Origin of the sequence: Eikenella corrodens (assembly GCF_900187105.1) — a bacterium.
GTDB classification, from domain to species: Bacteria; Pseudomonadota; Gammaproteobacteria; order Burkholderiales; family Neisseriaceae; genus Eikenella; species Eikenella corrodens.
The window spans coordinates 837,178-848,803 of sequence record NZ_LT906482.1; the positions used below are offsets into that span (position 1 = coordinate 837,178).

Below are 11,626 nucleotides of genomic sequence, written 5' to 3' on the forward strand. Positions count from 1 at the left end.
CCCGCCCATCATGCCCGTTCGCCAAACCCTCCCCGCCCGCCGTTTATCTGTTGCTCCGATGTTGGACTGGACAGACCGGCATTATCGCTACATGGCACGCCAAATCAGCCGCCATGCCTGGCTCTACACCGAAATGATTCATGCCGGCGCCATCATCCATGGACAGGCCGAGCGTTTTTTAGGCAAAGACGAAAGCGAAAACCCGGTTGCCCTGCAGCTGGGCGGCAGCAACCCGGCCGATTTGGCCAAGGCCGCCGCCATCGCGGCAGGTTGGGGCTATGACGAAATCAACCTCAACTGCGGCTGCCCCAGCCCGCGCGTGCAAAAAGGCGCGTTCGGCGCCTGCTTGATGAACGAAGTGGATTTGGTGGCCGATTGCCTCAACGCCATGCAGGAAGCCGCGCCCGATTGCGCCGTAACCGTGAAACACCGCATCGGCATCGACCGCCAAACCGAATACCAAACCGTATGCGATTTCGTGGGCACGCTCTCCGACAAAACTGCCTGCCGCACCTATATCGTCCACGCCCGCAATGCCTGGCTGGAAGGCCTGTCGCCCAAAGAAAACCGCGATGTGCCTCCCTTGAAATACGACTATGTTTACCGCCTCAAACAGGATTTCCCCCATTTGGAAATCATCATCAACGGCGGCATCAAAACCAATACTGAAATCGCCGAACACCTGCAACACGTCGACGGCGTGATGATTGGCCGCGAGGCCTACCACAACCCGATGCTGATGCAATCGTGGGACAGACTGTTTTACGGCGAAAGGCTACCTGAAACCGATTTCAACACCCTTATTCACACGCTCTACCGCTATATGCAGCGCTCGCTCGCCGCCGACCCGGGTCTCACCATTCGCCACATGTTGCGCCACTACCTCGGGCTGCTGCATGGCCGCAACCATGCCCGAGTGTGGCGGCAGATGCTCTCCGATGCCACCTTGCTGCAAAGCAACCGCCCCGAATTGATTTTGGAAGCGTGGGAGAAGGTTTCCGCCGGGGTTTAACTGCATAAACAAAGGCTACCTGAAAGCCATCTAGCAACGCAGCCGCCAATAGCAACCGTGTTTTAGTTTCGCAGAAACTCAGCCTTGGCTACGCCAAGACATGGTTTTAACTCCGTTGAAGCTTACGCTTTCAGGTAGCCTCTTTGGGTGCAAACATCACCTAGCCGCTGGTGCCCACTGCCGCCGCATCCTGCGCTTCGGTTTGGGTATCGTCCACGTCTTGCAAGGCTTGGTAGGCGGGGAGCAGGAGTTTGGCAATCAAGGAAAGCTGCTGCCAGAGGGTGTGGGCGTGGGGGCTGGCGCTGCCATCGGGGCGCAGGGCGGTGAGTTGTTGGCGCAGGGCGCTGTAGGCTACCTGAAATTCGGCTTCGGTCAGGTTGGGCAGCTGTTCGAGCAGGCGGGCGGTTTCATTAGCGGCCCGGGCGAAGGCGGCATTGAAATCGGGCTCGATTTGGCCAGGGCTGAGGTGGCTGCGGTAGGCGCCGAGGGCGGAGATATAGCCGTTGATGGCGTAAACGGTTTTGAGCAGGGTGAAACCGCCGGGCAGGTGCGCGGCGTATTTTTTCGGCTCGCCGGACATGTCGGAAAGGGTGCTGCTCAGTTGGGCGGCGCGTTCGTGGGCGCGGCGGCGTTCGCTGCGGTAGGCGGCATCGTCGCACTGGCCGCCTTGCTGGAGCTGGTCGGTGATGCTTTTCAGGTAGCCTGCGTTGCCGGCGAGGGCACGTTGGGCGGTGCGGGCGAGGGAAAGGTAGTGCCAATCCGGCCAGAGCATGGATACGGCCCACCAGGCCAGCGCGCAGCCGACAATGGTATCGAGCAGCCGCCAAGGCAGGGCGTCGATGCCGTGCAGGCCGGCGATGTAGAGGTTGGTGATGGCTTGGATGGTGATAAAGAAGGTGGAATAGCTGTATTTGTTGGTGCGGAAGAAAAAAAACAGGGTGCTGGAAGCAGCTACCACGGCCAGCTGGGTGGCGAGCGAGGGAGTGAAATAGGGCAGTAGCGAGCCGACGGCCACACCGGCCATCGTGCCGACCACGCGTTGAATGAGGCGGCTTTTGGTGGCGGAATAGTTGGGCTGGCACACGAATACGGCGGTGAGCAGCACCCAATAGCCCATGGGCAGCTTGAGGCTTTCCACCAGGGCGATGCAGAGGAACACCACTATGGAAAGCCGCACGGCGTGGCGGAATACGCCGGATTCGAAGCTGAGGTGGCGGCGCAGGATATTGAGATGGCTGCGCCAGCTGCCGGCATCTTCGCGCACGATGCGGGTTTGCTCGCTGGCTTCGGTGTATTCCGCTTGCTCGCCGGCCAAGTGGGTGAGCTGGTAGTTGATACCGTAGAGGTTGTCGATGAGGCGGCGCAGGCTGCGCGGGCTCTTATCGGCTTGGGCGGCTTGGTGGTGCTGGAGCGAGCGGCGGATGCCTGCGGCCAGTTTGTCCAGCTTGGCATTGTCCGGCACCGTGCTGCCGCGTTGCAGGCTGTGCGCCACATCGCGGCAGGCCTGCGCCTGCCATTCGATCAGCCGCTGGATGCGGAAGATGAGGTCGCTGTGGCTGAGCTCGGCCACAAAACGGCGGTATTCTCCGATGTAGCTGGAGCTGGCGCGCTCGTGGATGTCTTGCGCGGCAAAGTAGTAGTGCAGCATGCGGGCAGTGCGCGGGTGGCGGTGCTGGCCGCGCATGCGGTAAAACAAGGCGCTGCGCACTTGGTTGAAGGCGGCGATTACTTTGCCGTTTTGCATGGCCAGCGCGATTTGCCGCTGCTCGATCTGGTCGGTGTCGTCGGGGTCGAAGAATTGGGCTTTGATGTCGAGATAGCCCGCGAGCTCGGTATAGGCGGCGGCCATGCTGTCTTGCACGGGGCGGTGCGGCAAAATGAGGTGCAGCAGCAGGGTGTTGCCGCTGTAGAGCAGCGTGCCGCACAAAATCAGCAGGGTGTTGGCATACCAAACCATGCTGTGGTTGATGGTGAGGATGGTATAGAGCGCCACCACCAGCGTGCCAAAGGAGATGGTGCGGTAGCGCAGGCTGATGGCGCCGGACAGGGTAAACACGAAAGTGAGCAGCGTCATCGCGGGCAGAAACAGCAGCGGCTGGCCGAACGTAAACTGCACGGTAAGCGAGGAAACGCTGAAGGCGGCAATGGTGGAGAGCAGGTTTTGGATGCGGCCGGTGAGGCGGTTGTCTAAATCCACCAAGCCGCCGGCAATCACGCCGAGCACCAGCGGCATACACATCAGTGGCTTCTGCCAATACCAAACGGCCAGCACGGCTATGCATACGCTAACCAGCATCGGCAGCGCGGCCAGCACGCGTGCGGAAAGCCATTTGAGCCGAGATGGGATAAGGGGCATGGTGGATAAATAAAGGATGAGTGGGAAAGGGCAGTATTTTAGCGCAGGGCGGATGATTTGGCTTAACAGAAAAGCTTGGATTTTAACTTCATTGAAACTCTCGCTTTCAGGTAGCCTGTATGGTTGAGGCTACCTGAAAAACAGATTATCTTGATTGATAGCCCAAACACTTTTTTATTTATGCTGCTCTACCTCACCTTGCGGTATTACACGCTGCGTGCAACTCGTCGCTTGGCAAGAAAAATAATTGCTTTTAGCTATATACGGTGCAATCGTTCCGGCAGCGTGTTAGAATGCGCGCCGGTTTCGGGCTGCGCTTTCAGGTAGCCTCAAACCTTTGTTTTATTTCCAACCTGCCCTGCCTGTCTGAAACCCTAACCATGCGCCTGCGTCTGTGCGGGCTTATGCTTAGTGTTTTAGCGGCAGCGGCCTTTTCCTAAAGGAATCCTAATGTTTAACAAACACGTCAAATCCTTCCAATATGGCCAGCACACCGTTACCATCGAAACCGGCGAAATCGCCCGCCAGGCTGCAGGTGCGGTGAAAGTATCCATGGGCGAAACCGTGGTGCTGGTGGCTGTTACTGCTAACAAAGAAGTGAAAGCCGGGCAGGATTTCTTCCCGCTCACCGTGGATTATCTAGAGCGCACCTATGCCGCAGGCAAAATCCCCGGCGGCTTCTTCAAGCGCGAAGGCAAACAGAGCGAAAAAGAAATCCTCACCAGCCGCCTGATCGACCGCCCCATCCGCCCGCTGTTCCCCGAAGGCTTCTTCCACGACATCCAAATCGTGGCCACGGTGGTATCGGTTGATCCGGAAATCGATTCCGACATTCCCGCCATGATCGGCGCCTCTGCCGCGTTGGTATTGAGCGGCGTGCCTTTTGCCGGCCCCATCGGTGCCGCCCGCGTGGGCTACCTGAACGGCGAATACGTGCTGAACCCGACCAAAACCCAGCTGGCCAAATCGCAGCTGGATTTGGTGGTGGCCGGTACTGCACAAGCCGTGCTGATGGTGGAATCCGAAGCCCAAATCCTGCCCGAAGACGTGATGCTCGGCGCCGTGGTATACGGCCACAATGAAATGCAGGCCGTTATCCGCGCCATCAACGAGCTGGCCGACGCGGTCAACCCCGAAGTGTGGGACTGGAAAGCACCCGAAACCGATGCCGCTCTGGTGGCCAAAGTGCAGGAAATTGCCGGACAAACCGTGGCCGAAGCCTTCAAAATCCGCCAAAAACAGGCACGCACCGCCAAGCTGGACGAAGCCTGGGCCGCCGTGGAAGCCGCGCTGATTACGGAAGACACCGACACCCTGGCCGCCAACCAAATCAAAGGCATCTTCAAGCATTTGGAAGCCAACGTGGTGCGCAGCCAGATTCTGGCCGGCCAGCCGCGTATCGACGGCCGCGACACCCGCACCGTGCGCCCCATCAACATCCAAACCGGCGTACTGCCGCGCACCCACGGCTCCGCCCTCTTCACACGCGGCGAAACCCAAGCCCTGGCCGTGGCCACCCTCGGTACCCAGCGCGACGAGCAAATTATTGATGCCTTGAGCGGCGAATACACCGACCGCTTCATGCTGCACTACAACTTCCCGCCCTATTCTACCGGCGAATGCGGCCGCATGGGCGCGCCCAAACGCCGCGAAATCGGCCACGGCCGCCTGGCCAAACGCGCCCTGCTCGGCGTGCTGCCCTCGCCCGAAGAATTCAGCTACACCATGCGCGTGGTGTCTGAAATCACCGAATCCAACGGCTCTTCTTCCATGGCCTCCGTGTGCGGCGGCTGCTTGAGTCTGCTCTCCGCCGGCGTGCCGCTCAAAGCCCATGTGGCCGGTATTGCCATGGGCTTGATTCTGGAAGGCAACAAATTCGCCGTGCTCACCGACATCTTGGGCGACGAAGACCACCTCGGCGACATGGACTTCAAAGTGGCCGGTACCACTGAAGGCGTCACCGCCCTGCAGATGGATATCAAAATCCAAGGTATCACCAAAGAAATCATGCAGATCGCCCTGGCACAGGCCAAAGAAGCCCGCCTGCACATCCTTGAGCAGATGAAAGCCGCCGTGGCCGGCCCGCAGGAGCTCTCGCAGCACGCCCCGCGCCTCTTCACCATGAAGATTAACCAAGACAAAATCCGCGACGTTATCGGTAAAGGCGGCGAAACCATCCGCGCCCTCACCGCCGAAACCGGCACCGAAATCAACATTGAAGACGACGGCACCATTACTATCGCCGCCGTGAATGTGGAAGCCGTGGAAGCCGCCCGCAAACGCATCGAAGAAATCACGGCCGAAGTGGAAGTGGGCCAGGTGTACAACGGCGTGGTGATTAAGATTTTGGACAACAACGTTGGCGCCATCGTATCCGTGATGCCCGGAAAAGACGGCCTGGTACACATCAGCCAAATCGCCCACGAGCGCGTGAAAGACGTGAACGACTACCTCAGAGTCGGCCAAAACGTGCGTGTGAAAGCGCTGGAAGTGGACGACCGCGGCCGCGTTCGCCTTTCCATGAAAGCCCTGCTGGATCAAACCCGCGAACAATAAGCGCAGGATGATTAGATAAAGCAAAGGCTACCTGAAACCTTTTCAGGTAGCCTTTATTTGAAACTACAGAGAAGCGCTTTCATAGCGGATTAAAATAAGAATGAAACGAGGCGACTGGCTGTAGACGGCTCCCACGTACGGTCAGGCACCGCAGCAGCATTCTTATTTCAACCACGATAATGATAGGAGAAGCCCATGCCCAACCGCCCCACCTTCAAAGAAGCCGACAGCATCGACCTCCACATCCTCAAGCTCCTGCAGGAAAATGCCCGCCTGAGCATGACCGAGCTGGCCGAACGCGTCGGCCTTTCCGCCACCCCCGTAACCGAACGTGTGCGCCGATTGGAGCGCGACGGTTACATCAGCGGCTACCATGCCCGCCTCAACCCCGCCCGCTTGGGCTACGGCTTGCTGGTGTTCGTGGAAATCAAACTGCATTCTAAATCCGGCGATATTTTTGAAGAATTCCGCCGCGAAGTGCTGAAAATCCCGCAAATCCTCGAATGCCACCTCGTGTCCGGCGAATACGACTACCTGATCAAAGTACGCCTGCAAGACATGTCCGCCTACCGCGACATGCTCGGCAAAATCCTGCTGCAACTGCCCTCCGCCGTGGAAAGCCGCAGTTATGTGGTGATGGAGGAAGTGAAGGAAAACGGGCCGCTGGCCTTGGAAGATTGGGAAGATTAAACCGAAGTCTACCTGAAAGCGTAAGCTTCAACGGAGTTAAAACGTAGCGCAGCGAAGTTTCTGTGTAGCTAAAAGTTCAGGTAGCCTTTTACCTCAATACGCCATTCTTACCTCACCCAACAGCCTGCACTGCGAACGCAAGAATTCATCCAACATCACCTGCTGGGGTTCGCAAAACGGAAGCCCTGCGGTACAACCAGTTTTGCAAGATGTACACATGATTGCTTGTCTCTAGATTGAGGCTACCTGCAAACAATCGGGGTGTTCTTTGGCTAAACCATGCTTCAGGTAGCCTGAATAATTGGATGTGCGAGCCAGCTGCGTCCAAAATGCTGCACATGAGGCTGCCAATTCGCCGCTCTCTATCTATTGCCTTCCTAACCCCGTTCTGTGCCCAGCCCTCTGTTTCTGTTATGATAGCCGTCTTTTTGGCCGCTCTTGAATACCAAGTGGGCAACCATATTTTTCAGGTAGCCTCCATACAGGCTACCTGAAAGCGTGAGCTTCAACAAAGTTAAAACATCAGCCCCGGCCAAAGCTAAAACCTAAATTCATATTTTAAATATAAAGCACCACACCATGTTCAACCGCTTATTCTCCTGGTTTGAAAACCGCGTCGATCCCTATCCCTCCAGCGAGCCGAAAACCCCTCGCAACGGGCTGTTTGGCTTCATTTGGAGCAATCTCGAAGGCGTGCGCGGCTGGCTTGTGCTGCTGGCACTGCTCTCCGGCGGCATCGGCATTGGCGAAGCCTTGCTGTTTCAGTTTATCGGCAAAATCGTTGATTGGCTCGGCCGCTATACGCCTGAAACACTGTTTGCCGAAAAAGGCTTGGCGCTCGTTGGCATGGGCGTGCTGATGGTAGTGCTGGTGATTTGGACGTTTTTCACTTCCGCTATCCGCCTGCAGGTGTTGCAGGGCGTGTTTCCCATGCGCCTGCGTTGGAATTTCCACCGCCTGATGCTCGGCCAATCGCTCAGCTTTTATCAAGACGAATTTGCCAGGCGCGTGTCGGCCAAAGTGATGCAAACTGCGCTGGCCGTGCGCGATACGGTGATGACCATCGCCGATATGGTGATGTATGTGCTGGTGTATTTCATCACTTCCGGCGTGATTCTAGTGGCGCTGGATAGCTGGCTGCTGCTGCCTTTCGTGGGCTGGCTCATCGGCTTCAGCCTGGTGATGCGTTTTCTGATTCCCCGGCTCGGCCAAACCGCCGCCCGCCAGGCCGATGCCCGCTCGCTGATGACCGGTCGCGTTACCGATGCCTACGCCAACATCGCCACGGTGAAACTCTTCTCCCACGGTGCGCGCGAAGCCGATTATGCCCGCCGCTCGATGGAAGAGTTTATGGTAACCGTGCACGCCCAAATGCGGCTGGCCACGCTGCTCTACAGTGCCAGCGCCGCAGTAAACACCGCGCTCACCCTTTCCACCGCCGTGCTCGGCATTTGGCTGTGGCACAACGGCCAGGTGGGCGTGGGCGCAGTGGCCACCGCCACTGCCATGGCACTGCGCGTGAACGGGCTCTCGCAATACATCATGTGGGAATCCGCCCGACTGTTTGAGAATATCGGCACCGTGGCCGACGGCATGGGCACGCTTTCCAAGCCGCAAACCATCCTCGATAAGCCCGATGCCAAGCCGCTGTTGGTGAACAAAGGTGAAATCTGCTTCAACCACATCGATTTCTCCTATGAGTCCGGCAAGCCCCTGCTCAACGGTTTCAGCCTGCACATTCGCCCCGGCGAAAAAGTCGGCCTCATCGGCCGCAGCGGTGCCGGCAAATCCACCATTGTGAACCTGCTGTTGCGCTTCTACGAGCCACAAAGCGGCCAAATCTGCATCGATGGGCAAAATATCGATAGCGTTACCCAAGAAAGCCTGCGCGCCCAAATCGGTTTGGTAACGCAAGACACCAGCCTGCTGCACCGCTCGGTGCGCGACAATATTGTCTACGGCCGCCCCGACGCCACCGAAGAAGATATGCTGCAAGCCGCCCGACGTGCCGAAGCCGCCGAATTCATCCCCCAGCTTTCCGATGCCAAAGGCCACAAAGGCTACGATGCCCACGTGGGCGAGCGCGGCGTGAAGCTTTCCGGCGGCCAGCGCCAGCGCATCGCTATCGCACGAGTGATGCTCAAAGACGCACCGATTCTGCTTTTAGATGAAGCCACCAGCGCGCTCGATTCCGAAGTGGAAGCCGCCATCCAAGAAAGCCTCGATACCATGATGGAAGGCAAAACCGTTATTGCCATCGCCCACCGGCTCTCCACCATCGCCGCCATGGATCGCCTCATCGTGCTCGATAAAGGCCGCATCGTGGAAGAAGGCAACCACGCCGAGCTCTTAGCCAAGGGCGGCCTCTACGCCAGCCTGTGGGCACACCAAAGCGGCGGTTTTCTCAATGTGAAAGAGCCGGAGGCTGGGCAGATACTTGCGAAAGAGTAAGTCCGGCTAGTTGCCGCGCGAACATAAAAGAAGGCTACCTGAAAGTTTTCAGGTAGCCTTTTTCATACAATACAAAATTATTCAGCCGGGCTTCTTCGCCAACATCGTCACAAATTTCAATTGAATCGGCCGCCCTTGCGCATCAGTAGCGTGCATCGAGCCCACGGCTTCTTCGTATTTCAACAATTCCCAGTCGGCATAATACTGCCGCAGCTCGTCTTCTTTGAATGTGAACGAAAACGGCATATGACAGGGGTAGTCTGCTGTATCCATTGCCGACACGATCAAGTTATAGCCACCAGGCCGAGTATGCGCCTGCATATCGGCAATAATCTCCGGCACACGGCCTGCCTGGAGGAACATAAACACCACCGTGGCAAAGATAAAATCGTAATCTTCATTCAAAGCAGCAGCGTTAATATCGTAAGCATCCGCCCGCAGCGGCAACTGTTCGCGTGCAGCCATATCCAGCACCGAAGCCACTGCCGCCGGGCTGTGGTCCACAGCGTGCACATCATATCCGGCCAAGCTCAAAAACAGCGCATTGCGCCCCTGCCCACAGCCTAAATCCAAGGTCTTACACGGCGCCACGGTTTGCACCGCCTCGCGGATGGCGGAATGGGTGGTAGTCATGCCGTATTTTTTGTGGAAATAATCTGCTTTTTCGCAATGAAATTCCAGCTGCACGGCAAAATCATCATCCAACGGCTCCACCTTGTGCCAAGCCTGCGGATAAATCGTCCACACACCGGAATCCGGCTGCAAAATATGCTCCGCCAGCACCGTACCGTCTTCCTGCAATTCATAAAACTTCAGCCGCCCGCGCAATACGCGCAGCTTGCCGTAGGTACCAACCTGTGTGTTGTGCTGCGACAAAACTGCTGCCGGAATAGTGGCTTTATCCCATACCGGCATGGTTTTGTAGCAGATGAGTTCGGATTGCATAGCATCTCCTCTAATGTGTACATGAAAGAGCACTTACCATATTTCCATACCCTACATGGAAAACAATCAATTAATCACTGTAAATTACTACTATCTAAAATAATATAAAAGGCCATCCTCTCACAGATGACCCTCCCATTATCAATATTCTATAAATCAAATTGTCACGCAAGTGGCAGGTGTATATTTCGGAGGCCAATATGCAGCATTAGATTTATCTATCTCGCAAGTCCACTGCCCTTGATTATCCCGTACAAAGCTAATTACTGCACCCTGTATTTGTGGCAAAGCATTGCGGCCAAAGGTGGCATTGACCCGTTCAAATTGGTTGCTATTTAATCCAACTGAGGCCGTAAATATTAAATTGGAATTCGGGTTTTGGTTCAAACCTAAAAATTCCAACCTTCTACCATTTTGCACCACTCCGTCCTGGCTCGGATCAACAGTGGGAATTCCGCCATGCGCCAAAATAGATTCCACCGCTGTCTTAGTACTACCCAACTCATAAAAGACACGGTTAATCTGAGCCTTAGCCATATGATCTTGATACAATGGCAATGCAATGGCAGCCAAAATGCCGATGATGGCAATCACAATCATCAGCTCAATCAAAGTAAAGCCTTTTTGCTTATACATATTTATTACCGCAGTTTGTTGATATCAAAACAGCCACCCTCAGGTGGCTGTTTTTAACTAACAGTCAAGCCTTATTAGTTACAACCGCTGGGAACGAATTTAGTTTTCCAGCCAGTCGCGGTACCAGCAGCAACAGCACAAGTCCATTCACCATTTGCAGTACGAGTCAAGGTAATGGTAGCACCATGAATGCTGCTATTAGCGTTTTCACCAAGAGTACCTACAAAAGTAACATCACCAGCGTTAGCGCCCGGAGTCAGAGTAGCAGCAGACAACAGGTTAGAAGTCGGGTTATCCAGCATGCCTACCCATTCGTTCGGAGGAGTAACGGCAGCACCGGCGGCAGCAGTAGCAGCCAATACAGGAGTACGACCTTCAAACAGAGCAGCTTCAATAGCGGTTTTGGTGCCAGCCATTTCGCCATATGCACGGGTTACCTGAGATTTAGAGATGTAATCTTGGTACAGCGGCAGGGCGATAGCAGCCAAGATACCGATAATGGCGATAACGATCATCAACTCGATCAGGGTAAAACCTTTTTGTACTTGTTTCAACATGACATTTTCCTTGTTAAAAATGGAACTTAAATAAACCGAATCTTCCGACCCGGGAACTTCAACCAAAAGAAGGAGACAACTAAAAAACTTCATTTCCGGCTAGGCTTGTTTGCCGTCGCCACGAGAAACATAAAGCAACGGCTATGCCAAAAAATTAAAAAATAGCTTTATTTGCATTATAAATATTTGTTTTTAAATTATTTTTTGTTTATTTTCCAATTTAAGCGACCTACCTATACGGCTATTCTGCATAGCTGGCTAATCTGCAAAACTGACATTTATCGTCAGTTTTTGGCCCGCTATTTTGCACAGATTGCCATTTTATGGGGCTCGTGGCTTGGCAATTTAGGTTGCTGCCATTTTAAGCGGCGATTTTTGGCACTCCACTATATCTATCCACTTCCATCGGTGTGGCAATACTGT

8 protein-coding genes are annotated in these 11,626 nt (G+C 55.4%); 4 read left to right on the forward strand and 4 right to left on the reverse strand.

Features of this window, described 5'->3' with window-relative positions; genetic code table 11:
* The first annotated feature begins 10 nt into the window (after positions 1 to 10).
* Positions 11 to 1,012, forward strand: coding sequence for a tRNA dihydrouridine(20/20a) synthase DusA (dusA, locus tag CKV94_RS04210; RefSeq protein WP_035581209.1), 1,002 nt, complete (start codon positions 11 to 13; stop codon positions 1,010 to 1,012).
* Between the two features lie 160 nt (positions 1,013 to 1,172).
* Here the strand turns inward: dusA and yccS are convergent, their stop codons facing one another.
* Positions 1,173 to 3,368, reverse strand: a complete 2,196-nt coding sequence (gene yccS, locus CKV94_RS04215) for a YccS family putative transporter (RefSeq protein WP_003824752.1) — start codon at positions 3,366 to 3,368, stop codon at positions 1,173 to 1,175.
* A 450-nt stretch (positions 3,369 to 3,818) separates the two neighbouring features.
* Here yccS and pnp point away from each other — a divergent pair, with 450 nt between their 5' ends.
* From pnp to CKV94_RS04230, 3 genes are all read left to right on the forward strand, one after another.
* Positions 3,819 to 5,924 carry a polyribonucleotide nucleotidyltransferase gene (gene pnp, locus CKV94_RS04220; protein WP_003824754.1) on the forward strand — a complete coding sequence of 702 codons (2,106 nt, stop codon included), beginning with the start codon at positions 3,819 to 3,821 and terminating at the stop codon, positions 5,922 to 5,924.
* Between the two features lie 195 nt (positions 5,925 to 6,119).
* A complete protein-coding gene (locus CKV94_RS04225) occupies positions 6,120 to 6,614 on the forward strand; it encodes a winged helix-turn-helix transcriptional regulator (RefSeq protein WP_023887978.1) in 495 nt (164 codons plus the stop codon).
* A 579-nt stretch (positions 6,615 to 7,193) separates the two neighbouring features.
* On the forward strand, positions 7,194 to 9,065 hold the full coding sequence (locus tag CKV94_RS04230; protein WP_003824761.1) for an ABC transporter ATP-binding protein: 1,872 nt from the start codon (positions 7,194 to 7,196) through the stop codon (positions 9,063 to 9,065).
* 81 nt (positions 9,066 to 9,146) lie between these two features.
* On the opposite strand, the gene tehB is transcribed toward CKV94_RS04230, so the two are convergent.
* The 3 genes from tehB to CKV94_RS04245 all read right to left on the reverse strand — a co-directional run bounded on the left by tehB (position 9,147) and on the right by CKV94_RS04245 (position 11,203).
* Positions 9,147 to 10,010 carry a tellurite resistance methyltransferase TehB gene (gene tehB, locus CKV94_RS04235; protein ID WP_003824762.1) on the reverse strand — a complete coding sequence of 288 codons (864 nt, stop codon included), beginning with the start codon at positions 10,008 to 10,010 and terminating at the stop codon, positions 9,147 to 9,149.
* A gap of 156 nt (positions 10,011 to 10,166) precedes the next feature.
* A complete protein-coding gene (locus tag CKV94_RS04240) occupies positions 10,167 to 10,646 on the reverse strand; it encodes a pilin (protein WP_003824763.1) in 480 nt (159 codons plus the stop codon).
* A 74-nt stretch (positions 10,647 to 10,720) separates the two neighbouring features.
* The gene (locus CKV94_RS04245; RefSeq protein ID WP_035581213.1) at positions 10,721 to 11,203 is read right to left on the reverse strand and encodes a pilin; all 483 of its coding nucleotides are present in this window, start codon (positions 11,201 to 11,203) and stop codon (positions 10,721 to 10,723) included.
* Positions 11,204 to 11,626: the final 423 nt, after the last annotated feature.

Bases quoted from the DNA above. Each gene is read 5' to 3' on its own strand.
- dusA (WP_035581209.1), top strand. From the start codon at position 11: ATGCCCGTTCGCCAAACCCTCCCCGCCCGCCGTTTATCTGTTGCTCCG.
- yccS (WP_003824752.1), bottom strand. From the start codon at position 3,368: ATGCCCCTTATCCCATCTCGGCTCAAATGGCTTTCCGCACGCGTGCTG.
- pnp (WP_003824754.1), top strand. From the start codon at position 3,819: ATGTTTAACAAACACGTCAAATCCTTCCAATATGGCCAGCACACCGTT.
- CKV94_RS04225 (WP_023887978.1), top strand. From the start codon at position 6,120: ATGCCCAACCGCCCCACCTTCAAAGAAGCCGACAGCATCGACCTCCAC.
- CKV94_RS04230 (WP_003824761.1), top strand. From the start codon at position 7,194: ATGTTCAACCGCTTATTCTCCTGGTTTGAAAACCGCGTCGATCCCTAT.
- tehB (WP_003824762.1), bottom strand. From the start codon at position 10,010: ATGCAATCCGAACTCATCTGCTACAAAACCATGCCGGTATGGGATAAA.
- CKV94_RS04240 (WP_003824763.1), bottom strand. From the start codon at position 10,646: ATGTATAAGCAAAAAGGCTTTACTTTGATTGAGCTGATGATTGTGATT.
- CKV94_RS04245 (WP_035581213.1), bottom strand. From the start codon at position 11,203: ATGTTGAAACAAGTACAAAAAGGTTTTACCCTGATCGAGTTGATGATC.